A 23,871-nucleotide genomic window follows, 5' to 3' on the forward strand; every position below is an offset into this window, starting at 1 on the left:
TTATTTAGAACACCGACAAATCAATTGTCGGTGTTTTTATTTTGTATAACTACTTAACGCCAAAATTTAAATTCAGAAAAGGTTTCGGAAAAAATATTTAAAAATAATTCAGATAAATCATGAAGCAAAAGGAAAGAGGGGAATAGAATTATGATTAATTTCACCTACCGAAACGAAGTAGAACAAGGCTTTATAGCAAGAAGAGAACATCCGGAAGATAAAAACATTGTGATTTTAAATTATACAGACTTGGCTGTATACGAGAAATATTGGAATGCTGCGACGTTAGCATGCAGAGGGTTAATTATAAACGAGGAAACAGGTGAAATTCTTGCCCGTCCATTCCCAAAGTTTTTTAACTATGGGGAAAACTGCGGTCTGGAATTAAGAATACCAAATAGTGAACCTACTATTGCGATTAAAATGGATGGTTCGCTGGGAATCTCCTACTTTTTAAATGGAAGACTTCGTTGGTCAACAAGAGGGTCATTTGTATCAGACCAAAGTGTTATTGCACAAAAAATATGGGAAGAAAAATATTCACATGTGGATGAAACAAAGATTAATGGGATTACTTTGTTGACTGAAATTATCGATAAAGGAACCAGAGTCGTAGTTGATTATGATGGAGTGTCAGATTTGGTATTACTAGGTGCTATACGAATTGAGGATGGCTATGATTATCCACTTGAGGAATTGTTAAAGCTAGCGAATCAAATTGGTATGAAAGTTGCTGAAAACACTGGTTTAACGCTGCAAGAAGCTTTGGGCAAAAAAACACAATTAAGTTACAACGAAGAAGGTTATGTCCTCAGATGGGGAGATGGGCTTAATGCATTTCGCCTAAAAGTTAAGGGTGAGAAATACCTTGAAGTGCATCGTATGCTGTACGGCTTGTCTTTAAAGAAAAAAGTGATGTCGTGGGTTACGGGTTCGTTAGAGGAACTGATTTTCGAAGTTCCGGAAGAGTTTAGAGCTGAAATAGAAGAGTTCAGAAATAAATTAAATGATGTTGAATCTGTTATGTATTCTGAAATTCATGAATTTGTAAAGACAGCAAAAGAAAAAGGATTAGAGAGCAGAAAAGAATTTGCGTTGTTCTTCATGCAGCAAGGGAAAAAGGAGTACCTATCTTTTTATTTTAATGTGCTGGAAAACAAAGAACCGAATATTAAGGAGTACATATACAAAAATTATTTAACTATCTTAGGTGAGGATGAACAATAGTGCCGAAAGTGTATATGATGATAGGTATGCCAGGTAGTGGTAAATCCTATGAAAGTGAAAAAATAGCAAAAGAAGAAAATGTTATATATTTATCGAGTGATAAATTAAGAAAAGAACTATTTGGGGATGAATCTGTTCAACAGGACCCCCATCTTGTTTTTTCAGAATTAGAAAGAAGATTAAAAGATGCCATTTCTCAAGGTAAGAATGTAGTATATGATGCCACAAATGTTTCTAGAAAAAGACGCATAGCGTTTATAAAACAATTCAAAAAAAGTTGTGAAATTATAGCTTATGTTTTTCTAACTCCGTTTGAAATTTGTGTTGAAAGAGATAAATTAAGAGAGAGAACGGTTGGAAAAGATGTTATAACACGAATGTATAAGAACTTTCAAATGCCTTTAAAAGGAGAGGGATTTTCGGAAGTAATATATAAATTTTATAAAGAAGATGTAAATGTTCAACAAAAAGATTTAACTTCTGTTTTATTAGAAAATAAATCATATGAAGTAGTTTTTGAAACGCTAAGAAAGATTCCTGAATTTAATAGCGTTTGGGAGCTTCCGCAAGACTCTACATATCATAGTTTTTCAGCAAGTAGGCATATTTACTATGTCTATGACCAAATACATAAAGAATATCAAAATGAGAAAAAAATAGAAATGTTATATGCGGGTATATTTCATGATGTAGGAAAAGGCTTTTGTAAGTCATTTTTCAATTACAAGGGAGAACAAACCCGTTATGCTAACTTCTTGGGACATGAAAATGTTAGTGCTTATTTGGTTATGCATTACCTTTGGAACCTTGGATTTGATGAAATATTTATCAAAACTGTAATGGAGTTAGTAAGTCTTCATATGTATCCTAAGAATTTATCTCTTAAGGTAGAAAATAACCTTAAGGGCTGGGTTGGAGAAGAACAGTATCGAAAAATTGTTTTATTTAATAATTATGATGATAATGCTAAGTAACCCTCTCAAAAGAGAGGGTTATTTTTAAAAATTGGTGGCTATATTAAGAGGCATCTGTTTCCTCTGAATCTTTAGGGTTTTCAAGTCTGCGAATAGCGGTAGCTAACATAGTGAACTCTTGAAGGTCGTTATTGAGTCTTCCATTGATTTGCTTAAGTTTTTCATTCTCTTTGCGAAGTTGTTGAAGTTCTTCGCTGTTAGCTTCTTTTTGAGTGAGTAGTTCAATTTGACTTGTTGCTTCTGATAATTCAACTTCTTTAACCGATAATTGTTGTTGAAGGTATTGGACCTTTTCTGTTAATGAATTAAATTTTCCAATGTGGTTTGTAACCATCTTCAAGAAATCAGTATCATACAAGTCTAAAATGTCTTTATCAACTGGGGCAGCGATAGAAGTTGTTTCGCTTAATGTAGGAGTAATGGACTTTTCCTCAATCGCAACAGGTGGAGTTGTTTCTTGTTGTGTCACTTGGATAGGTTTTTCTACCTTTCTATCAACTTTACCTACTCCGGTTCTTTTCTCTTTCTTAGTTGCCTGTTCAGTTGCTTTCTTTTCTTTTTTTGCTGATTTTTTAATTGATTCCCTATATTTTTTCGCTAGTTTTACTGCATCTTCGTAGCTTTTTTTTACTTCGCTGTTCCATCTAAACTGTACAGCTGCTTCTGTTTTGTTAAATTTATCGCCTATAATTGAAAACGCATCTTTCATCGTTTTTCCTTCTCTTAACGTCGAAAGAACTGTTTCTGCTAAAGTTTCGTCCATTTCTTGTGTCCAACCATCAGAACGTTGTTTCTTGTTAGTCATGTTTTATCCTCCAATCAAAGTGTTTATTAAGCATTGTAGACAGGTAGACTATACAATATACAGTATAGAACAAAAAAATGTATTTTAAAAGGTGCTCAATTTTGGAACTTCACTTCTACCTAGAAACATATTAAAATTATAGGAAATGTAGACGTGAGGAGATGGAGACCATGAAAGTTTATGTTGGGCATCAAAATGTTACAAATGAAGGTTTACATAACGTGATTTTAAACAGTGAAATATTGAAAAAACATCAGTTTATATTTAGTGAAAACGTAACAAATGAAAAAGAGTGTTTAAAAAAATGTGAAGTAATGATTGCTGATGTGAGTTATCCAACAATACCTTTGGGAATAGAAATGGGTTGGGCTGATAACTATAAAATTGATATCATTTGTGTATGTGTAAAAGGAACAGCTATTTCTTCTCATTTAACTAGAATGAGCAAAGAGATTCTTATTTATACAGAGATTGTAGACTTAGTTGAAAAACTTGAATGGTTGTTTGAAACACAATATAACAGAAATAAAAAATTAGGGGAATAGTTAAATTATGAGGTTTTTTACTTTTTGCGAGGTATTTGTAAAGTGAAGAAATACTTTACTTTTTTAAGGTTTTTTTATGAAAAAGGGTGATGTGATTTTGAGATTGCCATTTCTAAAACAAGTAAATGATTATGCTTTCTATACTACGTTGAGTTTACTGTTAGGGATACTATTGATATTCTTTTTTGCTAAATTCTTATTGGGTATTCTGTTGGGAATTATAATAGGTATTCCTATAGGTGCATTTCTGATAAATGCTAACAAGACTGGATACTATGAAGAGAAATTAGAGGAAGATGAAGTGCACACTACAGAAAAGAATATCCAATGATAACAAGATATGCAAAGAGTAGCTCGTTTAATATTTTTGGAAAATTAACAAAATTTATAAATGAAACAGACTTTTTAACTTAGTTAAAAAGTCTGTTTTTGCAAGACAAATATTTTACATTTTAATTTTAAAAAATATATAGAAAAAATCAGAAAAACTGACATATTTGATTTTAAAATTCGATATAATGAATGCGACCATAGAAGAAAGAGGTGAATAGGACAAACTCTATAAGAGTGCGTCTTTTTAAATATGATAAATAAAAATAAATTTCATTTTGTTGGAATCAAAGGTTCTGGAATGAGTGCATTAGCTCAAGTTTTACACGGTATGGGGTATGAAGTAAAAGGTTCGGATTTAAATAAACACTTCTTTACACAAGTTCCACTAGAACAAAAAGGAATTGAAATTACAGAATTCAATACACAAAATGTAAATGAAGATGAAACGGTAGTAATTTCAAGAGCTTTTGATGAAACTAATCCAGAGGTAGCGCAAGCATTTCAGTATGGTAATGGTCAATTTTATTTTGACTTCTTAGGGAAATTTATCAATACTTTTAATACTTCAATTGCTATTAGTGGTTCACATGGAAAAACAAGTACAACAGGTTTAATGTCTCATGTTTTATCAGGGATAAATCCTACGAGTTTTTTAATTGGAGATGGAACGGGAAAAGGTACTCCAAAAAGTGAGAATTTTGTATTTGAGGCTTGTGAGTATAAAAATCATTTTTTATCTTATTATCCGGATTATGCTGTAGTAACAAATATTGATTATGACCATCCAGATTTCTTTAAATCAAAAGAAGATGTAGTTGATTCATTCCAACACTTCGCTAAAAATGTTAAAAAAGCTTTAATTGTATATGGTGGGCAAAAAGAAACGAAAGAATTAAAAACAAATGCTAAAGTTTGGACATATGGTTTAACTTCAGATAATGATATCTATGCAGAGAATGTATCTGTTTCTGAAAATGGTACTACGTTTGATGTAATGGTTTCAGATGAAAAACTAGTTACCCTTTCTATTCCTTCTGTAGGAGAACATCACATTCTTAATTCATTAGCTGTAGCAAGTGTTGTAATTTTAGCTGGCGGAGAATTAAACTCTGTTGTAGACAGATTTGCAACTTTTGGTGGAGTGAAAAGACGTTTTAATGAAACTGTAGTAGGAGATAATGTTGTGATTGATGATTATGCGCATCATCCGACTGAAATTAAAGCGACTTTACAGAGTATTCGTCTAAAATATCCAAATAAGAAGGCTGTAGTCTTATTCCAACCACATACATATACAAGAACAAAAGCATTGTTTAATGAATTTGTGGATTCTTTGGAAGGCTTTGATACAGTATTTTTAGCTGATATTTTCGGTTCAGCAAGAGAAAAAACAGATAGCATGGGAATATCAAGCCAAGACATTGTTGAAGCACTAGAAAATCCAAGTTCCTATACAGTAGGAGAAAAACTTCCAAATCAATACTATGAATTTGAAAACAGTGTTTTAGCGTTTTTAGGTGCTGGAGATGTTAATAAATACAAGGATGAATATTTAAATAAACAACGTGCATAAGAAAAAGCCAGGGCTACCTGGCTTTTTTTAATTCACATTTTCTGTTTCTATCTTTTCTAATGCAGCATCAATTACTACAAAAGGGAGTTCTGAGTTTTCTAATGCTTCGCATCTAACTAAATGTTCAGCTTTTTCATTGCAGAAAGGGCATGGGTTTTCTATACCTGCGGAATTTAAATGCATTATGATTTTATTTTCAAAAATCAAATTTTCTTTTTCTAGTTGGAAAGATGCTGTTTGAATGAATGTATGATTTTCATACATGAAGCCGATATTCAGCTGATTTTTTTCATCTATTAAGATACCTTGCAATTCTAAGTCGTTTTTGAATTCTTCTGTAGTAATATTTTTCATTCTTATTTCTTCCCCTTCGCGATTTTGTGTTATTTGTTTATCGTGTTTTTTTGAAAACCCTTTATTATCCTGAATTTTACAAATCGAGTGCTTCTAGTTTTGAATTTTGTTTAGGTAATTTAATAAAGGTATACAATTTATATTTATGTTTTGTATTTGAAAGAAAGGAGTTTGCCTTATGAACGAACCGTTAGCATATAGAATGAGACCCAAGAGATTAGAAGATGTTATAGGTCAAAAACATTTAGTTGGAGAAAAAAGTATTCTTTCTCGAATGGTCAAGTCAGGAAGATTATCTAGTATCATCCTTTATGGACCTCCAGGGACAGGGAAAACTTCTGTTTCGAGAGCTATTTCTGGAAGTGCAAATATCCCATTTTTTGAATTGAATGCTGTTTCTGCTGGAAAAAAAGACATAGAAAAGGTGGCTAAAGAAGCAGAAAAACAACCTGTTATGCTATTTATAGATGAAATTCATCGCTTTACAAAAGTACAGCAAGATACATTATTACCATATACAGAAAATGGGAAATTCATTTTGATTGGTTCTACAACTGAATCTGTTATGCATGAAATTGTTCCAGCTCTACGGTCTAGATGCCAATTGTTTGAATTAAAACCTCTGGAAGTTGAAGAAATTGAAATGGGAATCGAGCGAGCAATTTCCGATAAAGAAAATGGATTAGGTAATTATAAAGTGAAAGTTTCAGAAGAAGCTATGAAGTATTTTGTATATGGTTGTGGCGGAGACATGCGTTCAGCCCTAAATGCAGTTGAGTTAGCTGTCCTTTCTACTGAACCAAATGAAGAAAGGGAAATTGTCATTACATTGCAGGATGCTGAACAAAGTTTACAAAAAAAATCATTTCTTATGGATAAAAGTGGCTCTGAATTTTATTCTACAATCAGTGCGTATCAGAAAAGTGTAAGAGGTAGTGACACGGATGCTGCGTTACATTATCTTGCCAAATTGATAGAGGCGGGTGATTTAAAAACAATCGTAAGACGTACTAGGGTAATTGCTTGGGAGGATATTGGATTAGCAAATCCAGAGGCAGCATTAATAGCATCTAAATGTTGTGATGATGCAGAGCAACTTGGTTTCCCAGAAGCTCGCATTCCTTTAAGTGTTGCTGTAGTTACTTTGTGTTTAAGTGCAAAAAGTAATACGGCATATAAAGCATTGGATAAGGCAATTATGGATGTTAAAAATGGAAACATTGGAGAAATACCAAAACATCTTCGTGATAACCATTTCAAAGGAGCGAAAGAATTAGGGAATGGCATAGGATATATTTATCCACATGATGTAGATGGTTTTGTTAAACAACAATACTTACCAGATAACTTAGTAAACAGGCGATATTATGAGCCGAAGATAAAAGGGAAAGAAAAAATGTTGGCGATTTATTATGAAAAAATCAAAGAGTTACAAGATAATTAATTTTTGCTTTCAAAGAAACCTTTAATATAATTCCACAAAAGTTCACAAATTTTCAGTAGAAACAACAGTAAGTAATTCATTAAATAAAAAGAAAATAAACTACAAAATAAGTATGAAAGTAAATAAAAAACGCCCTTTTTTTGAAATTTATGGTATTAAAATATTAATATTAAATTTTAAAAAGAAAGGCGAGGATAATATGAGTATATACGCAGTAATAAGAATACCTGTAAATGCTCCTATAAGTGAAATGGGATTATTTTATGTTAAAAATTTAGATGAAGCACAAGGGTATCTTAATATTAGATATGAACATATAAGTAATTTTAATGATGAAAATAAAGAATCTGATAGAAAATTTAAGTGGTTGTGGGAGGTTTATGAATTACCACATGATTTTGAAAAACCTAAAATAAAAGATGTGAATAAACGTGATTTTAGAGATTTCTATCAATCTCCGATACCAGAGATTGTTGAAAAAATAAAAAAGAATGCAATCAAAAGAATTATATGATTTTACTAGGCTGATTACTTAATTGGAAATCAGTCTTTTTTTTATGAAAAAAATAGGGTATTTCATCCTCTTTAACTAGGTTTTGTAAGTTTTTTTCGCAATGAAAAATACATTCAAAACCTCAAAACATACATGTTTTGAATTTAAAGGGAGGATGAATATGAAAAAGTATATGGATATTCCAAGGTTAGGTCATCAAACAACTTTGGATTATTTGATTCAAGCTGCCTCTAAGGGTCATATTATTAGAATAGCAATTAAATATGATGGAGCAAATGCACAATTTGAGGCAAATGATGATAATGAATTATTGATATATGGTAGAAAAACCGTTTTGGATGAAGAAAATAATTTAAGAGGATTTTATCAATATGTACATTCAAAAGTAGACCCATCTAGATTGCCAAAAGGATATAAAATATTTGGTGAATGGTTGGTTTCACATACGGTTTCATATCCCAATGATGCTTATGGTCATTTTTATTTATTTAATATATTTGATGACAATGCAAAAGAATATATCAAGCCAGATTCCGAAATATACAAACAAATAAGAGATTATTTAGTTGGTGAGTTAGGTATGAAGGAAGAGGAGGTTCTTTATGAAGGACCATACTTGAATCTAGAGAAGATTGAAGAAATTTTACGTACAGTAACAAAAGATGGTATTGAATATACAGGTCAAAAACCTGAAACAATGGAAGATGTTTTTCATGAAGGTATTGTTATAAAGTCATATGATTATCGTGATAAACACGGAAATCAGTTATTTGTAAAATGTGTAGGAGAAAAATTTAAAGAAGTAAAAAAGGTGAAAGTAAAAACAAAAAATAAAGGACCTGATACATCAATTGAAGCTCATATTGCGAATTTCGCAGCTACAGAAGCTCGTGTTGAAAAAATACTTAATAAATTGATTGATGAAGGTGTTCTTGTTGAAGAATTGGAATTAGAACACATGGATATAATTGCTAAGAATCTTCCTAAAAGGGTTTTTGAAGATATTATGAAAGAAGAACTAGATACTATTAAAGTTGAATTTGGCGAATTTGATGGAAAACTTATAGGAAAGAAAATAAACATCAATGCTATGAAGTTCGCAAGAGAAATTGTAACGAAAAGAATTGAAGATAGATTTAATAAAGAGTCCATAAAATAATAAGAATTCAACTGTCCGTATAAAGGGGTGGTTGAATTCTTATCTTATTAAACATTTTGCATTATAAATTAAGAAAAGAATGCTTGGAGGATATAAAATGAAAAAAATTCCCTATACAAAAATGCATGGTCTAGGAAATAGTTATATCTACGTTAACATGTTTGAAGAAAATATTGATGAAAATTTACTATCTGAATTAGCAATTGAAGTATCAAATGCAAATACAGGAATTGGTTCTGATGGTTTGATTTTAATTTGTCCTTCTAATAATGCAGTAGTTAAAATGAGGATTTTTAATAATGACGGTTCGGAAGCGAAAAATTGTGGGAATGGATTAAGATGTGTAGCTAAATATGCTTACGAAAATAAAATAGTACAAGTTACAGAATTTACAATTGAAACAATATCAGGAATAGTCCATGCTAAGGTACATATTAAGAATAATATCGTAAACGAAGTCACAATAAACATGGGATTTCCTAAACTGAGAAGAAAAGAGATACCAATGATAGGAGAGGGACCCGATACGGTTATTTCTGAAACATTTAATATAGAAAATAAAACTATGCATGTTACAGGTGTTTCGATGGGGAATCCCCATGCTGTATTTTTTATTGATAATATACATGATGCTCCTTTACGTACTCTAGGACCTAGTATTGAAAAAGATATAAGATTTCCCGAAGGTGTGAATGTTGAATTTGTAGAGGTTATCAATAACAAGGAAATGCATTTTAGAGTGTGGGAAAGAGGTTCAGGAATTACACAGGCATGTGGAACTGGTGCTTGTGCTGCAACGGTAGCCTCTATATTAAATGGGCATATGAATAAAGATGAAGAAATTACTGTTCATTTAGCTGGTGGGGATTTATGTATTACATGGAATTCAAATAATGAAGTTTTAATGAAAGGACCAGCTGAGACAATAACCAAAGGAATTTATTATTTCAAAAAGTAACTGATTTAATTAAGTAACGAGAACTTTGAGATAAATCGAAAGGGAGAATATAAGTGTCGATTTTAAAAAAAGTAGTGGGATTAGTTGATAGCATTCCAATGGGAGAAAGAGATAGCTGGGAACAATATTTTATGGCTCAAGCTTTTATGTCATCTACAAGGGCGACTTGTGGAACTAGAAGGGTTGGAGCTGTTATTGTAGATAGTTTGGAAGCAGGTAAAAGAAGAATTCTTGCAACAGGTTATAACGGGAATCCGCCGGGCTCAAAGCACTGTATAGATGGAGGTTGTCCTCGATTTGAAGCAAGAAAACAAGGGCTATTAAAGAGTGGAGAATATAATGAAAAATATCAATGTGATGCTTTCCATGCTGAAGCCAATGTTTTATTCGACATGCAAAGAAGAGGAATTTCGACAGATGGACGGATTATTTTCACGACTACGTTCCCTTGCCGGGCATGTGCAGAAAAAATAAATGGTGCAGGAATAAAGGAAGTATATTATTCAATAGGTTATCCAGATGAAATTTCAAAAGCATATTTAGAACGTTATGGGATTAAAACTTTCCAAATAGAGTTATAAAGGAACCTCACTCTTTTAGAGTAGGTTCCTTTAATAATATTAGAATGTTTATTTTATTTTTTCTGTAAGACTAAAGTATGACCGTTTAAAATTTGCTGTTTTGAAACATTTATTTCAGCCCCTGTATGAAATTTCATAATAAAATCATCATCAGAACCAGAATAAAGTATGTCTTCTAATCCTGGATAACTATTTTGAACTTCGGCAAACAAATTTTGAGCTTCCAAAACGTGTTTAGAAGAAGAAAATTCTTGCAATAAATCGTATTCACTTAAGAAAAACTCTCTGTATTCCATTTCTTCTAATAAAGAACATAATCCAAAATCATTTGAGTTTCCTTCTTGAAATAAACTTCCACCATTATCTTCTTCATAGGTATAATAATAATTATTTGTGATAGCTATATCTCTTATTTGTGCATCTTCCTCAAAAATATCTACATTCAGAATAGTTGAGTCGTTTAATTTAAAAACATGAACATAAGTTGTGAAAACTCGTCGTTTGTGCAATTCTTCTTTTTTGTCTACGTAAATGTCTAATAAAATTAAATCGTCTAATTCGAATTGTAATTCATCCTGTAATTTCATTGTTAGTTTTAAACGCTGTTCTAAAAGGTGTTTCTGAAAAAAATCCTGAGAACGTTTTAATACCTTGCTATTTGTAATCATAACAATCTCCTTATTTGTTTTTTTGTTTGTATTTTTCAATAGTTTTCTTAATTTCAGATACATCGACACACATAGAAACATCATTCGGAAAATGCAAGATGCATTTTTCTATGGAAAATGACTCAATATGAGTGATAGTAGGAATGCATTTCTTAATATCTTCTAATTCAGTAACATAATTGTTTGCAGATTCGCTTTTGAACTTGTAAATTAAGTTGAGTTCACCGATGATTTCATTATACTCATATAAATTCAAATACTCATGAAGACCAAAATCTACAAAATTTTCATCAAATAAATCTATCTGGGTTCCGTCTTCTTGTGAAAAATGAATATTATAATTATCGAGAGGGTATATTCCTTCGAAACTAATATTTTCATCAATTGATAATTCAACCGTTTTTTGACCTATCTGGAAAACATGAACCAAAGTAGTATAAGTATTTTGATAAGTAGACCGACTATGTGTTGTAGCTTCATCAAAATAAATATCAACAAGTTTCAAATTATCGAATTCAAGTTCTGTAGCCCTGTCAATTGTTGTAATAATTTCTAATTTATTTGGTATTACATGTTCCTGAATAAAGTGATTAATGTTATTGAGGATTGTTTCTTTATATTGCATATTAATATTCTCCTTTTAGGTTTGTTTTTTTATGTAATTGTAGCGTATTTTTTCATAATGTGTTTTTTTTATAAGTATTTTAAAAGATTCATAAAGGAAATATATTCTGGAAAACATTTAGGTAAATATGATGATTTGTAAAGAAATTCAATTTTTTTCTTTACCTTCTGAAAAAGAAAGTTACAATATTTGAAAACAATTGCTTGAATAAGCGTTTTAGGAGGAAATTTTGTGATAAAAGAATTAATGGATTTCTTAAAGGTAGAATATTTATTAGAAGTTGTGAAATATCAAGGAGAAGACGATGAAGGATTTTATTTTGTGGTTATGAATAAAAACAAGTGTTTTGAAGAATTCAGGATATTAAAAGAAGTTAATTTATCAAAAGAACATAATATCGAGAAACGTTCTTTAGGTTTATCTTATTGGAAATTCGCTGGCGAAATCAACCTAAATAAACAATTAACTTATATTTAAATCAAGAAAATTAAACGTTACATTACAAACCATAGGAGATGCAAAGCATCTCTTTTATATTATTCGTATATTTTGTAAGAAAATACTTCTTGATAAAAGTGTGAATTTGAAGCAAAATATGGAGTGATGAAAAAAATAAAACTCACTGAAAGTTTAGGAAGTAAAAAAATCAAGTCAGCCGGGTTTCATTTTACAGGAGAGTGTTGACTACGTGTTTAAAAGAATGTTTCGAATTCGACCAGAGACAAAGGAGCTGATAAAAAAGATAAAAGAGATTCAAGATGGCGATGAAGAACTTCGTAATGAGTTTATTGCTGAATATACAGACTTTGTTTTAGAAACCTTGTCTAAAATCACCAAAAAAGAAAAAGATGTGCTAAGGGAAGCGGATGAGTTTAGTATCGGTCTTATTGCATTTGATGAAGCAATTCGAAACTATACAACAGATAGCACACAAACTTTTACTTCTTTTGCAGCTCTCGTTATAAAAAGAAGACTGGTGGACTTTTGGAGAAAAGAAACAAATTCGCAAAACAATAACTTTGATAGTGAAGATATAACAGATACAAATGAAACAAATGCTTCGTATTCTCAATACTTATTAGACCAAATTAAACAGGAGAGGATAGAAGAAATTCAAAACTTTTCTTTGTTGTTAGGGGAATTTGGAATAAAATTCGATAATTTAGCAGAAGAAGTACCTAAACACATAAGTGCTAAAAGAAACGCAATTGAGATAGCAAAAATAATATCAGAAGATGATAACCTTGTTTATTATCTTTATGAAAAAAAGAAACTGCCTATTAAAGAACTGTTACATAAAGTTGAAGTTAGCAAAAAAACTATAGAACGAAACAGGAAATATATTGTCGCTGTAACACTAATATTAGTTGAAAGATACATGCACCTTAAAGAATATCTGAATGTTTAAAAGTGTTTTCAAAAAATAGAAGAATAAAACTTTATTACCATAATATTGAAATAAAAGTTTTTTAATATAAAAAATGAAACTAAAATATGAGAAAAGATTACCTTACGTACTACAATCTGGACAAAAGAAGCCTATTATGGCTTCTTTTTTTTGAAAAATTCCCATACTTAAGGGATTAAATGTATTTGTTAAAGAATGTTGATAATTTTACAATATTAATAAAAAGTGAATTATAATGAATGAAAACGTACATAGCAGTCAGTATGTATTTAAAAAAGGATTAAAGGGAGGACTATTTGTATGTTCCGTTTAGACGTTGTAGTAGAGATTTTACCTATGTTGGTAGGAGGGAATAAGTATATAGCAAATTGTGGAGCGGCAGATGAAAGAAAAAGAGTTGAAGATTTCAGCTTGGAAGGAAGCACAATGCGTGATTTATTTGTTTGTTTGATTGATAAGATGGAAGAATTAAACATTCCCGATGATGAAATAAATATTGCAGGTGAATTTAATTTAGATGATTTATCGGCTGAAGATTACGAAGCTTGGTCCACAACATTGAAAGATATCCGTAAACATGACTCTGGACTAAATCGATATTTAAAGAAACTAAATAATTGAAAATACTAGACAAAAAAATCACTAACTAATGTTTAATTGTTAGTGATTTTTACATGGGTTATATTTGTTAATAGTGTAATTTTGTTTTGTGTTTGATTACATGAGGAAATCTGAAATGAGCATAACTGGTTTGAAAATATTTTCAGGTCATTAAATCCAAGTAACTTTAGGTTCGGTTTTAGATTTAATCCTTTTAAAATTTTCGCGATGTTTATATATGATGAATAATGTAATTAGCAAAGTAAATATTTGCGTGTAAATGTCTACGGTAAATGAATAAAATAATATTGCGATACCGGATATAACAGAAGATAAAGAAACATACTTTGAAATTTTTAAAGAGATTAAAAATGAAATAATGCCTATTAAGAAACCAACGGGTAATAAAAACAGTATAGTTCCTGCTGTTGTTGCAACAGCCTTCCCACCTCGAAAACCAGCAAAAATGGGGTAACAATGCCCAAGTATTGCAGGAACAGCAGCCCAAATTGGATGAAGGTCACTTCCGAAAATAAGAGGGAGAGATGCAGCTAAAGTGCCTTTTAGAGCATCTCCTAACATAACAAAACTGCCTGGTTTTTTTCCTAATGTTCTCATGGCATTTGTTCCACCAAGATTTCCACTACCGTGTTCACGTATATCTACTTTATAAATTCCTTTCCCGATTACTAATGCGAAAGGAATAGAACCAATTAAATAACTTAAAACTAAAATAAAAATAGTCATGTTTCCTCCGAATTATTGCTTTAAAAGTTCGATTACCTTGTCTAAATTCATTCCTCGTGATGCTTTTGCCATAACAACAGTATTTTCACTCAATAAAGGAAGGATTTGTTTTGCAACTTCTTCGTGGCTAAATGAATGTGATGACAAAATATTTGGTAATGTTTTTTTAATTTCATCATGAATCCATTTAGATTTTTCTCCCATTGAAAATACATGTGTAATGGTGTTGTTTATAGAATTGACGATACTTCTATGAAGTTGTTCTTCATTATCGCCCAGTTCTAACATATCTCCCAAAATTAAAATTTTATTTTGATATCCAGTAAGGTCTCCAATTGTTTTAATGGCACCCTTCATAGAAATAGGAGAAGCGTTATAAGCATCATTTAATAATAACGACTGTTTAATACCGATAAATGGTTCCATGCGCATACCAGTTACTTGAATATTAAAAAGATGTTTTTTAATGTTTTCACTTTTTACTCCTAGTTCTTTTGCAATAGAAATAGCATAAGCGGCATTTTTCGCATGGTGTTTACCAATGATAGGTAATTCATAAATATCATCTGAAAAACTAAAGGAAATACTGTTATTTGTCTGTTTGATTATTTGTATCTCATTGGAATGTAAGCCGAATTTTAAAGGAGTACCTTCTGTTCCAGCTAATAAGATTTCGTCACCGTCATAGAATAAAGATGATTTATTTTTTAATCCAGAGGTGATTTCAAGTTTGGCTTTAGCGATATTTTCTCTGGTTTTTAACTGAAGTAAATGAGATTCACCAATGTTTGTAATGATGGCATAGTCAGGTTTTGATAAAGTAGATAATTCTTCGATTTCTCTTAATCCAGACATCCCCATTTCAATTACTGCGACTTCTGTATTCAGTGGCATAGATAATAATGTTAACGGTACTCCATAATGGTTATTTAAGTTTCCTTCTGTCTTATGAGTTATAAGAGAAGGGGAGAGTATAGTATACAAAATATCTTTTGTTGTTGTTTTTCCGTTACTACCAGTAATTCCAATCACGATTGGATTTACTTTTTCTCTGTAGTATGTAGCGATTTGATGAAATGCATGGTAAGTAGATTGGACTTGAATAAATGTAAAATCTTTTGGAACATTATGCGGGATTGGAACTTCATTTTCCCATAAAGAAGCAACAGCTCCATTTTGGATAGCTTGTTGTAAGAAGTCATGTCCGTCATTATTTGCTCCCTTGATAGGGACGTATAAACCATTTGGTTGTATTTTTCTTCCGTCTATAGCTACATTTGAAATTAAAGTTTCGTTATAAGATAAATTGTTTGATGAAATGAAATTTAGTTCTTTTAATGTAAACATATTAAAGGGCTCCTTATTATAAAATAACCCTAGAAACTGAGTTTCTAGGATGATTTATTTAGTATTTTTTCAAAATGATATCAACAATTTGTTGAGATGTATCGCCTATTCCATAAGGGTTTTTCGCTCCACTCATGACTTGATACATATCATCATCTGTTAATAATTGTTTTATAGCTGCATAGACGCTTTCTTCTTCTGTTCCACAGAGGCGAAGAGTTCCAGCTTCGACACCTTCTGGTCTTTCTGTGTTGTTTCTTGCAACAAGAACAGGTTTACCTAAAGCGGGTGCTTCTTCTTGGATTCCTCCAGAATCTGTTAAGATGAAATGAGCGTTCTTCATTAACTGTGCAAAAACTGTATAATCTTGAGGTTCAATGATGTGTACTCTGTCACTTTCTTTTAGGTGTTGAGATAATTCGTTTCGAACCGCAGGATTTTTATGTACAGGGAAAATGATTTGTATATCATCATGTTCGTTAAGAATACGATTAATAGCTTTATATACATTGCCTAATTGACTAAGATTTTCTCTGCGATGAGTTGTCATTAAAATAGTTTTTAAACCAGAATTTAAAATCGTCTTAAGAGGCTCTTGGAATTCAAATGGTCGATTTGCTACATCAACTAATGCGTCAATTACACTATTACCGACTACATGAATAATATCTTCCTTTTTCCCTTCACGAATAAGAGAGTTTTTGTTTGTTTGTGTTGCTGCAAAATGTATATCTGCTACAACACCTGTTATTTGTCTATTAGCTTCTTCTGGGAAAGGTGATGTAATATCATATGTTCTTAAACCTGCTTCTACATGACCAACTGGGATTTGATTATAAAAAGCAGCTAATGCTCCAGCGGAAGTAGTAAGTGTGTCTCCATGAACAAGTACCAAGTCCGGCTTTTCGGATTCTAAAACGTCAGAAATTTTTTCAACCATTTTAGCGAACATTTTAGGAAGAGGTAGTTTTTCTTTCATCATATCTAAATCATAGTCAGGTTTTAAATCAAATAAATCTAAAACTTGGTCAAGCATTTCTCTATGTTGTGCTGTATTTACAAATACACATGTTATTTCTGGGTGTTTTTTTAATTCTTTAACAAGCGGAGCCATCTTGATGCCTTCTGGACGAGTTCCAAATAAGGGCATTACTTTCATGTTCGTTCCTCCTCATTTATTTCGAATTCTATACATGATTTTTTAAGAAAAAAGATTTTTCCTAATAAGATATAGAAAAAAATGGAGGTTTAACGGTTTGGTGTCATTTTCACACCGCTTTCATATTATTTAAGTGTTGATTGGGTATTTATGGAGTGTTAATATGGACATAACAAGGATGAAAGAGAAAGAAGGTGTTTGAATTTGGAAGAGAAGGAAAAAAGAATAACCGTAGGACTTCCTTATGGATTAAAGCGAGATTTAGAAAAAATAAGTGTAGAAACAGGTATTTCTCAAGTTAGATTAATTACTTTAGCAACGCATGCATTGGTGGCTAATTATAATGAGAATGGTATGGGGATTTTCAAAGGGCTTCTTAATATATCTAAAGACTATAACGAAAAAGGAGGGGGAGAAAACATTGGAGATTGAAGCACTTATTGTACAACCAAAAGAAGATGTTTTGATTTGTAATATTCCCTGTACTTTAGAGGTGTTTGAAGGTGTATTGGGTGGAAATGTATCTTTGATGGATTTACCCTATGGTTATGTATTGATATGTAAAGAAAATAAAGGGAAACAGATTAATAAAGTGATTTTAAAAAGAAATATAGAAGATACGTTTATAGTTGTAAAAAAAGATGGGGAAACCGGGAGTGTAATGGGGGTGGAAGAAGAGAAAGACTTGTTAGTTGATATATTTTCAAAAGAGCACATTGTTGAAGAAGATTTTGATGTACTAGTGAATGTTTTGTGTTAATAATAAAAGGTCTCCTTTAAAACTAAAGGGACCTTTTATTATTACATATTTAATAACCTTTCGATTCTTTCTTCAGCAGGAGGATGTGTAGCAAATAACTTATTAAAAGAAAACTTACTTTTCTTGTTTTCTTTTTTAAATGGTTCTGAAAAATACATGCTCGCTGATGAAATTGGAATATTATCTACAGGGTCATCATCTAATGATATTTTGTGAAGAGCTGATGCTAATGCTTTAGGATTTCTGCATAGTTCGGCACCTGTTGCGTCGGCTAAGAATTCTCTATTTCTAGATAAAGAAAAATGGATAGCATATGCAATGAGTGGTGACAGAATTAATAGGATGATGGAGACAATAAGGATAAATGGATTCTTATTGTCACTATTCCTAAACAAAAATCTAGAAGCAAAATCTGAAATCATTACTATGATTGCAACTAAAGCCAAAGAAATCGTTGTTAGCCGTACATCATAATTTTGAATGTGGGCTATTTCATGCGCAATAACTGCCTCTACTTCTTCTCGACTTAATTTTTCTAATAAAGCTGTTGTAACGGCTATCGAAGCGTTATTTGGAGAGATTCCAGCAGCGAACGCATTTGGACTTTCTTCCTCAATAATATAAATTTCAGGCATAGGTATTCTAGCAACCATAGATAAGCTTTCAACAGAGTTCCACAAGTGGGGAGCTTCTTTGCTTGAAGTGATTTTTTTTGCATGGTTCATCCTCATAACAATTTTTTTAGCAGAGGCTATAGATATGGGTACATAGATAGCAGTAAAAATTGTTGTAATACATAGTCCTAAAATTAAATCACCAACTAAATAATATGAAAGTGCAGCTCCTGTTGCGAGTGTTAACAACATAAAAAAGAATATGATAACTAAGGTTTTACGCTTATTAGATTCTATTTGTTCAAATAACATAGGTTATCACCACTTAGAACGAAACCTTTACGGATTCTCTTTCTTGTGCAGCAACTTCTAGCATGTTGCGTTTTTCAAATCCATGAGCTCCTGCTACGATGTTTGTAGGTACAGTTTGAATTTTTGTATTGTATTTCATTACAGTTGTGTTGTATAACTGACGAGCATAGGCAATTTTATTTTCAGTGCCAGAAAGTTCTTCTTGAAGCATAAGAAAATTTTGGTTTGCTTGAAGGTTCGGATAAGATTCTGCTAACGCAAAAATGTTTTTTAATGCTCCTGTTAACATGTCGTTTTGAACCATAGTTTCTTCGCGTGAAACATTATCATTGTTTACTAAGCTATTCCTAGCTTCAATAACAGTTTCTAATGTTTCTCTTTCGTGCGATGCATAACCTTTTACTGTTTCTACCAAATTTGGAATTAAGTCATAACGTCTTTTTAATTGAACATCAATTTGTGCCCATGATTCATCAACCCAATTTCGATATTTAACTAAAGAATTGTATGTTCCAAACCATATAAATAATCCTAAAACAATTAAACCAACTAAAACAATTGTGAATATCATCAAATCACTCCTTTCATGTGGAATAATAAGAAAATTTTTACAAAAGTCAATAAAAATAACAATTTGTTATCCATATCAATAGAAAAGACGTCCTTTATACAAGAACGTCTTGGTTTTTTTTCAATTGATGAATATAGGAAATGAATTGATTGCCTCTCTCTTCAAAGGATTTAAACTGGTCCCAAGAAGCACAAGCCGGGGAAAGAAGAATGATATCTTTCTCGGAAGAATTTGCATAAGATTTAACTACAGCATCTTCAAGAGAATTTACCTTAAAAACATGATTAAGTTTATGGTCAACGGCTATATTTACGATTTTATCAGCAGTTTGTCCATATACAAAAACCGCTTTGCATTTTCTTAATGTTGGAATAAACTCTTCAAAACCATTCCCTCTGTCTAAGCCACCGGCAATTAGAATAGGTGAATGTTCAAAAGATAAAACTGCATTGTTTGCTGCTGGAATATTTGTTGCTTTAGAGTCATTATAAAATTTACGATTTTTAATTGTAGTTACATATTGAAGACGATGTTCTACTCCAGAAAAAGTAGCAAAAACATGTTTAATACTATCTTCTGGAATGTTGTGAAGTTTAGCTACAATTAAAGCTGAAAGTATATTTTGTAAGTTATGTTTGCCGGGTAAAGCGATTTTATTTGTTTCCATAAAACGTTCACCTTTATAATAAATCCAACCTTCTTTGACGCAAGCGCCTTCTGTATTGAAATTATCTGTTGAAAAGGGGATAGTTGTAGCATTTGTTGTTGTTGTTGCCACATCCCGAAGAATTGGGTCTTCTATATTATAAATAAAAAAATCATCAGCTGTTTGATTCTTCGTTATCATAGATTTAGATAGTACGTAGTCGTTCATATCTTTATGATAATCAAGATGTGATTCATTTATGTTTAACAGAATTGAAATAAAAGGTTTGAATGTTCGAGTCCCTTTTAATTGGAAGCTAGAAAGTTCCATAACAAGAGTTTTGTCTTGTTCTTCTTTTACAACTACGTCACTTAAAGGTCTTCCGATATTCCCACAAGCAATAGTATCTTTGTGTAAACTAAGTATATTTTGAATAAGTGTTGTGGTAGTCGTTTTCCCATTAGAACCTGTTATAGCAATGGTGTCTTTTAGGAAAGGGGATGTAATTTCGACTTCAGAATAAATAGGGATGTTACGTTTCTTAGATTCTATTAAAAAAGGGATACTGTATGGTATTCCAGGGTTTTTAACAATAAAATCTATATTATTATTTAATAAATCTATAGAATGGGGACCCCATATGATTTTTGCCCCTAATGTATGTAATAATTCTATATTTGAATCACTTATATCTTTTTTTAGTGCGGAAATAATAACATTAGCACCAGATTTTAGTAAGAGTAAAGCTGTTGAAAATCCTGATTTTGCTAAACCAAGGACGATTACATTTTTATTTTTAAACATAGTTTCCATTTCTATCGACCTCTCTATTCAAATTATGCATACTATTTTTGTAAAAAACATTTAAAATCCCTTTAAAGAAAGAGGGAAATAGGGGATGATTATTTATTTTTTAAAGAAAAAACATCCTGATAATCTACAGGATGTTTTCATGTTTATACTAGCGCAATTTTTAAGGCGTTTATTCGGAATGCAATCTCTGTTTCTTCGTCCATTTTGGTAATATACTTCTCGAATAATTCAACCATGTTTTCAGACTTTATATCTTGTACAATTCTTGTGGTTATTATAGCATTGTTTTCTAAAAGTAGATTTGCTATATCTACATGGTCTTGTACAACAGCATAATGAAGAGGAGACATTCTATCAACATTAACAACGTTGACTTCAGCGCCGGCATTTAGTAATAATTCTACTGGTTTGTGATTAGATGAATCTTGATGGCAGCAAGTTATTAAAGGTGTGTCGTTATCAGTATCTTTTGCATTTACGTCATAACCTAACTCCAAAAGAAGCGATATTGTTTGAACATAACGAGTTTCAGCTTCTTCTTTCTCTTTTGCAGTAATTTTACTAGGAAGGAAACAAGCTGCATGAAGAGCAGTTTGTTCATAGTTATCTAAACTATTTTTGTTTACGTCTACTCCTTTTTCTAATAATTGCTTGCATAATACGTGATTATTAGTATTGGCAGCATAATAAAAAGGGGATTTTCCATCGTAATCAGCAATGTCTAATAACAAGTTATTTTTAAGATAAAAGTCTATAATATCTTGTCTTTCGTGAATAATTCCATTAACAAACAAACTTCTTCCATTTTTATCTATTGAGGATGATAAGATGTTAAAGGCTGTTTCTTCGTCCCAAAAGTACCATCCCTGTGCGGAAAACGTATAAATTCTACCATCTACAGAACTTATGTATTTAATTCCAGGATGTTCTAATTTAATAAAAGTATCAAAGAATAAAGGGTTTTGAGAGTGGGAACTAAAAATTTTAGTTCCTTCTGGAATGATAGAAAAATCTGCAATAGGAGTTAATAGTTTGATGAATTCCTTTGCGTACTGAGAGTCTACTTCGTGAATTTTTTCTGACATAGATATTTCTCCTTTTTTCTAATATGTTATCATATAAATGAAAATGTAAATAAAAAATATAAATGACAAAGGTGATACAAATGAATATTGAACTAAACAAAACCTATAATATGCCTTCAAATTGTGTTTCTTTACTTGAAAAGTTCGAAATAGGTCAAAAAATTAAAATCAAGTATGATGGTGGATTGGGCGGAGTTTATGAAGTAGAAGGGAATATCATCAAAATAGAAAATCCTGAATTCGATATCCGTTTGTCAGACGGAAGAGAACAAGGATTCATTATGGCGGACATTGTAGAAATTACGTTGTTAGAAGATAAGGAAGAAGTAAAAAAGTTAGTTAGAGAAGAATTGGATAAAAGTGAATTCGCAGAAAAACAAAAAGAAATAGTTGCTGCTAAGTTAACTATTGCAAAATTAAATTCTGCACAAACAGAAGAAGATATAGAAAAAATCTTAAATACAAAGAATTATCCAGAACTCAAAACAATTGTTAAATTGTTAATGAATCTAATTTAAATTATAATTCAGAATTAGAAAACGCATGGGGATTATTAAACCAAGATAATAATCCCCATGCGTTTTATTTGAATTTAATTAAGTTGTTGTTTAATTACATCTGCAATATTGTTTACAATTGAAGTTACAATTTCTTCTGTTTCTCCTTCAGCCATTACGCGAATGAGATTCTCTGTTCCAGAAGCTCGTACTAAAATTCTTCCATTGCCATTTAATTCAGCTTCATGTGTCTGAATAGCATTTAATATGTCTTGATTTTGATTCCAACCGTTTTTATCTTTAACTTTAACATTGACTAAAAGTTGTGGGTATTTCTTGAATGGCGAAACAAGTTTGTTTAATGATTTCTTTTCTTCTACTAAAACATTTACAAGTTGTAAGCCACTTAGAATTCCGTCTCCTGTTGTATTGTAATCTAAAAAGATGATATGTCCTGATTGTTCTCCGCCTAGTGCGTAATCATTTTTTATCATTTCTTCTAATACATATCTATCTCCAACTTGAGTTTGAACATTGTTAATCTGTTCTGTATTTAATATTTTTTTGAATCCAAAATTACTCATAATTGTTGAAACGACAGTGTTGTTTTTTAATAAACCTTTGTTTTTAAGTGCGATTCCGCAAATATATAAAATTTGGTCTCCGTCAATTATATTACCATTTTTATCAACGGCAATAAGTCTATCTGCATCTCCATCAAAAGCGAGACCGATATCAGCTTTTTCTTGGATAACAGTTTGTTGTAAAACTTCTGGATGAGTAGAGCCACAATTAACATTGATATTAATTCCACTTGGTTTGTTGGCAATTGTAATGACTTTAGCGCCTAATTCTGTAAATAATTCAGGAGCAACAGAAGTAGCAGCACCATTTGCGCAATCTAGAACAATTTTTAATCCTGAAAAATTGTTCGATACTGTGCTTTTTAGGTAATCAATAAATAATTTTGTATATTGAGTACCTACTTCTACAGAACCAACATGTTCGGAAGTGGGTCTAGGTAACGAGTCTGTTGCATCTAATAAAGATTCAATCTCTAACTCAATTTCATCTGTTAGCTTATAACCTTCATGATTAAAGAACTTAATGCCGTTATCTTCGAAAGGATTATGTGAAGCTGAAATCATAACACCACCTTGAGCACTTAATTTTCTTGTAAGATAAGCTACACCAGGAGTTGGAATAACGCCAAGCTTGATTACTTTAACTCCAACAGACATTAAACCAGCTATTAAAGCAGCTTCCAACATTTCTCCAGAAAGTCTAGTGTCACGTCCAACTACAAACTTTTTGGATTTTTGTCCTCTTGTAATAATATATCCACCTATGCGACCAAGTTTATACGCTAATTCGGGAGTAAGAGTGCCATTAGCAACTCCGCGAACGCCATCAGTACCAAAATATTTTCTCATAAAAAAAACCTCCATTAATCTAGTTACTTTTTTTGTTTTAGTGTTAAGTAATGATATTCCTTTTAAATAGATTTTGAAAAATAATCATTAAAAAAGAAGCTGTGCAAACAGCATCTTTG

At 31.3% G+C, this 23,871-nt stretch carries 27 protein-coding genes; 15 read left to right on the forward strand and 12 right to left on the reverse strand.

Annotation, left to right across the window (positions count from 1 at the left end):
* Positions 1–150: 150 nt before the first annotated feature.
* Positions 151–1,227: a T4 RnlA family RNA ligase gene (locus tag PDL00_RS02820; protein WP_270726187.1), complete on the forward strand. Its 1,077-nt coding sequence runs from the start codon at positions 151–153 to the stop codon at positions 1,225–1,227.
* The gene (locus tag PDL00_RS02825; RefSeq protein ID WP_270726189.1) at positions 1,227–2,201 is read left to right on the forward strand and encodes an AAA family ATPase; all 975 of its coding nucleotides are present in this window, start codon (positions 1,227–1,229) and stop codon (positions 2,199–2,201) included. The genes PDL00_RS02820 and PDL00_RS02825 overlap by 1 nt, the downstream gene beginning before the upstream one ends.
* A 43-nt stretch (positions 2,202–2,244) precedes the next feature.
* On the opposite strand, the gene PDL00_RS02830 is transcribed toward PDL00_RS02825, so the two are convergent.
* Positions 2,245–3,006, reverse strand: coding sequence for a hypothetical protein (locus PDL00_RS02830; protein WP_270726190.1), 762 nt, complete (start codon positions 3,004–3,006; stop codon positions 2,245–2,247).
* A 170-nt stretch (positions 3,007–3,176) separates the two neighbouring features.
* On the opposite strand from PDL00_RS02830, the gene PDL00_RS02835 reads away from it, so the two are divergent.
* On the forward strand, positions 3,177–3,551 hold the full coding sequence (locus PDL00_RS02835) for a hypothetical protein (RefSeq protein WP_270726192.1): 375 nt from the start codon (positions 3,177–3,179) through the stop codon (positions 3,549–3,551).
* A 583-nt stretch (positions 3,552–4,134) separates the two neighbouring features.
* Positions 4,135–5,457: a UDP-N-acetylmuramate--L-alanine ligase gene (gene murC / locus PDL00_RS02840; protein ID WP_270726193.1), complete on the forward strand. Its 1,323-nt coding sequence runs from the start codon at positions 4,135–4,137 to the stop codon at positions 5,455–5,457.
* 27 nt (positions 5,458–5,484) lie between these two features.
* Here murC and PDL00_RS02845 read toward each other — a convergent pair whose 3' ends face one another.
* A complete protein-coding gene (locus tag PDL00_RS02845; protein ID WP_270726196.1) occupies positions 5,485–5,811 on the reverse strand; it encodes a hypothetical protein in 327 nt (108 codons plus the stop codon).
* Between the two features lie 178 nt (positions 5,812–5,989).
* On the opposite strand from PDL00_RS02845, the gene PDL00_RS02850 reads away from it, so the two are divergent.
* The 5 genes from PDL00_RS02850 (at position 5,990) to PDL00_RS02870 (ending at position 10,467) form a co-directional block, all read left to right on the forward strand.
* Positions 5,990–7,255: a replication-associated recombination protein A gene (locus PDL00_RS02850; protein ID WP_270726198.1), complete on the forward strand. Its 1,266-nt coding sequence runs from the start codon at positions 5,990–5,992 to the stop codon at positions 7,253–7,255.
* A 112-nt stretch (positions 7,256–7,367) separates the two neighbouring features.
* A complete protein-coding gene (locus PDL00_RS02855; protein WP_141462997.1) occupies positions 7,368–7,769 on the forward strand; it encodes a hypothetical protein in 402 nt (133 codons plus the stop codon).
* A 160-nt stretch (positions 7,770–7,929) separates the two neighbouring features.
* On the forward strand, positions 7,930–8,928 hold the full coding sequence (locus PDL00_RS02860) for an RNA ligase family protein (protein WP_270726204.1): 999 nt from the start codon (positions 7,930–7,932) through the stop codon (positions 8,926–8,928).
* A gap of 97 nt (positions 8,929–9,025) precedes the next feature.
* Positions 9,026–9,886, forward strand: coding sequence for a diaminopimelate epimerase (gene dapF / locus PDL00_RS02865; RefSeq protein ID WP_270726207.1), 861 nt, complete (start codon positions 9,026–9,028; stop codon positions 9,884–9,886).
* 53 nt (positions 9,887–9,939) lie between these two features.
* On the forward strand, positions 9,940–10,467 hold the full coding sequence (locus tag PDL00_RS02870; RefSeq protein WP_270726210.1) for a deoxycytidylate deaminase: 528 nt from the start codon (positions 9,940–9,942) through the stop codon (positions 10,465–10,467).
* 53 nt (positions 10,468–10,520) lie between these two features.
* On the opposite strand, the gene PDL00_RS02875 is transcribed toward PDL00_RS02870, so the two are convergent.
* On the reverse strand, positions 10,521–11,135 hold the full coding sequence (locus PDL00_RS02875; RefSeq protein ID WP_270726214.1) for a hypothetical protein: 615 nt from the start codon (positions 11,133–11,135) through the stop codon (positions 10,521–10,523).
* Between the two features lie 10 nt (positions 11,136–11,145).
* The gene (locus PDL00_RS02880) at positions 11,146–11,760 is read right to left on the reverse strand and encodes a hypothetical protein (protein WP_270726217.1); all 615 of its coding nucleotides are present in this window, start codon (positions 11,758–11,760) and stop codon (positions 11,146–11,148) included.
* A 231-nt stretch (positions 11,761–11,991) separates the two neighbouring features.
* On the opposite strand from PDL00_RS02880, the gene PDL00_RS02885 reads away from it, so the two are divergent.
* The 3 genes from PDL00_RS02885 to PDL00_RS02895 all read left to right on the forward strand — a co-directional run bounded on the left by PDL00_RS02885 (position 11,992) and on the right by PDL00_RS02895 (position 13,789).
* On the forward strand, positions 11,992–12,237 hold the full coding sequence (locus PDL00_RS02885; RefSeq protein ID WP_098517064.1) for a hypothetical protein: 246 nt from the start codon (positions 11,992–11,994) through the stop codon (positions 12,235–12,237).
* A gap of 211 nt (positions 12,238–12,448) precedes the next feature.
* Positions 12,449–13,168, forward strand: a complete 720-nt coding sequence (sigI, locus tag PDL00_RS02890) for an RNA polymerase sigma-I factor (protein ID WP_098007472.1) — start codon at positions 12,449–12,451, stop codon at positions 13,166–13,168.
* Between the two features lie 300 nt (positions 13,169–13,468).
* Positions 13,469–13,789, forward strand: a complete 321-nt coding sequence (locus tag PDL00_RS02895; protein ID WP_270726223.1) for a hypothetical protein — start codon at positions 13,469–13,471, stop codon at positions 13,787–13,789.
* 150 nt (positions 13,790–13,939) lie between these two features.
* Here the strand turns inward: PDL00_RS02895 and plsY are convergent, their stop codons facing one another.
* Genes plsY through wecB form a run of 3 tightly spaced genes read right to left on the reverse strand, consistent with a single transcriptional unit; the run spans position 13,940 to position 17,021 of the window.
* The gene (gene plsY, locus PDL00_RS02900; RefSeq protein WP_270726224.1) at positions 13,940–14,515 is read right to left on the reverse strand and encodes a glycerol-3-phosphate 1-O-acyltransferase PlsY; all 576 of its coding nucleotides are present in this window, start codon (positions 14,513–14,515) and stop codon (positions 13,940–13,942) included.
* 12 nt (positions 14,516–14,527) lie between these two features.
* Complete coding sequence (locus tag PDL00_RS02905; protein ID WP_270726226.1) at positions 14,528–15,862, reverse strand: UDP-N-acetylmuramoyl-tripeptide--D-alanyl-D-alanine ligase; 1,335 nt, start codon at positions 15,860–15,862, stop codon at positions 14,528–14,530.
* 58 nt (positions 15,863–15,920) lie between these two features.
* Positions 15,921–17,021: a non-hydrolyzing UDP-N-acetylglucosamine 2-epimerase gene (wecB, locus tag PDL00_RS02910; protein WP_270726227.1), complete on the reverse strand. Its 1,101-nt coding sequence runs from the start codon at positions 17,019–17,021 to the stop codon at positions 15,921–15,923.
* Between the two features lie 204 nt (positions 17,022–17,225).
* Between wecB and PDL00_RS02915 the strand changes: the two genes are divergently transcribed.
* Positions 17,226–17,453, forward strand: coding sequence for a hypothetical protein (locus PDL00_RS02915; RefSeq protein WP_270726228.1), 228 nt, complete (start codon positions 17,226–17,228; stop codon positions 17,451–17,453).
* Positions 17,443–17,781 (forward strand): hypothetical protein, encoded by a 339-nt coding sequence (locus tag PDL00_RS02920; RefSeq protein WP_270726232.1) that lies wholly within the window; start codon positions 17,443–17,445, stop codon positions 17,779–17,781. Before PDL00_RS02915 ends, PDL00_RS02920 begins: the two co-directional genes overlap by 11 nt.
* Before the next feature lie 41 nt (positions 17,782–17,822).
* Here the strand turns inward: PDL00_RS02920 and htpX are convergent, their stop codons facing one another.
* The 4 genes from htpX to PDL00_RS02940 all read right to left on the reverse strand — a co-directional run bounded on the left by htpX (position 17,823) and on the right by PDL00_RS02940 (position 21,822).
* Complete coding sequence (htpX, locus tag PDL00_RS02925) at positions 17,823–18,707, reverse strand: zinc metalloprotease HtpX (protein WP_270726234.1); 885 nt, start codon at positions 18,705–18,707, stop codon at positions 17,823–17,825.
* Between the two features lie 13 nt (positions 18,708–18,720).
* Complete coding sequence (locus PDL00_RS02930) at positions 18,721–19,278, reverse strand: LemA family protein (RefSeq protein ID WP_098007004.1); 558 nt, start codon at positions 19,276–19,278, stop codon at positions 18,721–18,723.
* 94 nt (positions 19,279–19,372) lie between these two features.
* A complete protein-coding gene (gene murD, locus PDL00_RS02935) occupies positions 19,373–20,737 on the reverse strand; it encodes a UDP-N-acetylmuramoyl-L-alanine--D-glutamate ligase (protein ID WP_270726242.1) in 1,365 nt (454 codons plus the stop codon).
* Positions 20,738–20,880: 143 nt separating this feature from the next.
* A complete protein-coding gene (locus PDL00_RS02940) occupies positions 20,881–21,822 on the reverse strand; it encodes an ankyrin repeat domain-containing protein (protein ID WP_270726245.1) in 942 nt (313 codons plus the stop codon).
* An 80-nt stretch (positions 21,823–21,902) separates the two neighbouring features.
* Between PDL00_RS02940 and PDL00_RS02945 the strand changes: the two genes are divergently transcribed.
* Entirely contained in the window at positions 21,903–22,340 is a 438-nt protein-coding gene (locus tag PDL00_RS02945) for a hypothetical protein (protein WP_270726248.1), read from the forward strand.
* Positions 22,341–22,414: 74 nt separating this feature from the next.
* Here PDL00_RS02945 and glmM read toward each other — a convergent pair whose 3' ends face one another.
* A complete protein-coding gene (glmM, locus tag PDL00_RS02950; protein ID WP_098005681.1) occupies positions 22,415–23,752 on the reverse strand; it encodes a phosphoglucosamine mutase in 1,338 nt (445 codons plus the stop codon).
* Between the last annotated feature and the right edge of the window lie 119 nt (positions 23,753–23,871).

The organism is Bacillus cereus group sp. TH152-1LC, from assembly GCF_027710505.1.
Lineage (GTDB): Bacteria > Bacillota > Bacilli > Bacillales > Bacillaceae_G > Bacillus_A > Bacillus_A mobilis.

Excerpts from the sequence above, each read along its gene's own strand:
- PDL00_RS02860 (WP_270726204.1), top strand. The coding sequence starts at position 7,930 with ATGAAAAAGTATATGGATATTCCAAGGTTAGGTCATCAAACAACTTTG.
- PDL00_RS02895 (WP_270726223.1), top strand. The coding sequence starts at position 13,469 with ATGTTCCGTTTAGACGTTGTAGTAGAGATTTTACCTATGTTGGTAGGA.
- htpX (WP_270726234.1), bottom strand. The coding sequence starts at position 18,707 with ATGTTATTTGAACAAATAGAATCTAATAAGCGTAAAACCTTAGTTATC.
- PDL00_RS02875 (WP_270726214.1), bottom strand. The coding sequence starts at position 11,135 with ATGATTACAAATAGCAAGGTATTAAAACGTTCTCAGGATTTTTTTCAG.
- PDL00_RS02835 (WP_270726192.1), top strand. The coding sequence starts at position 3,177 with ATGAAAGTTTATGTTGGGCATCAAAATGTTACAAATGAAGGTTTACAT.
- glmM (WP_098005681.1), bottom strand. The coding sequence starts at position 23,752 with ATGAGAAAATATTTTGGTACTGATGGCGTTCGCGGAGTTGCTAATGGC.
- PDL00_RS02850 (WP_270726198.1), top strand. The coding sequence starts at position 5,990 with ATGAACGAACCGTTAGCATATAGAATGAGACCCAAGAGATTAGAAGAT.
- wecB (WP_270726227.1), bottom strand. The coding sequence starts at position 17,021 with ATGAAAGTAATGCCCTTATTTGGAACTCGTCCAGAAGGCATCAAGATG.
- PDL00_RS02930 (WP_098007004.1), bottom strand. The coding sequence starts at position 19,278 with ATGATATTCACAATTGTTTTAGTTGGTTTAATTGTTTTAGGATTATTT.
- PDL00_RS02830 (WP_270726190.1), bottom strand. The coding sequence starts at position 3,006 with ATGACTAACAAGAAACAACGTTCTGATGGTTGGACACAAGAAATGGAC.
- plsY (WP_270726224.1), bottom strand. The coding sequence starts at position 14,515 with ATGACTATTTTTATTTTAGTTTTAAGTTATTTAATTGGTTCTATTCCT.
- PDL00_RS02820 (WP_270726187.1), top strand. The coding sequence starts at position 151 with ATGATTAATTTCACCTACCGAAACGAAGTAGAACAAGGCTTTATAGCA.
- PDL00_RS02905 (WP_270726226.1), bottom strand. The coding sequence starts at position 15,862 with ATGTTTACATTAAAAGAACTAAATTTCATTTCATCAAACAATTTATCT.
- PDL00_RS02940 (WP_270726245.1), bottom strand. The coding sequence starts at position 21,822 with ATGTCAGAAAAAATTCACGAAGTAGACTCTCAGTACGCAAAGGAATTC.
- murC (WP_270726193.1), top strand. The coding sequence starts at position 4,135 with ATGATAAATAAAAATAAATTTCATTTTGTTGGAATCAAAGGTTCTGGA.
- dapF (WP_270726207.1), top strand. The coding sequence starts at position 9,026 with ATGAAAAAAATTCCCTATACAAAAATGCATGGTCTAGGAAATAGTTAT.
- PDL00_RS02855 (WP_141462997.1), top strand. The coding sequence starts at position 7,368 with ATGAAAGTAAATAAAAAACGCCCTTTTTTTGAAATTTATGGTATTAAA.
- PDL00_RS02845 (WP_270726196.1), bottom strand. The coding sequence starts at position 5,811 with ATGAAAAATATTACTACAGAAGAATTCAAAAACGACTTAGAATTGCAA.
- murD (WP_270726242.1), bottom strand. The coding sequence starts at position 20,737 with ATGGAAACTATGTTTAAAAATAAAAATGTAATCGTCCTTGGTTTAGCA.
- PDL00_RS02880 (WP_270726217.1), bottom strand. The coding sequence starts at position 11,760 with ATGCAATATAAAGAAACAATCCTCAATAACATTAATCACTTTATTCAG.
- PDL00_RS02945 (WP_270726248.1), top strand. The coding sequence starts at position 21,903 with ATGAATATTGAACTAAACAAAACCTATAATATGCCTTCAAATTGTGTT.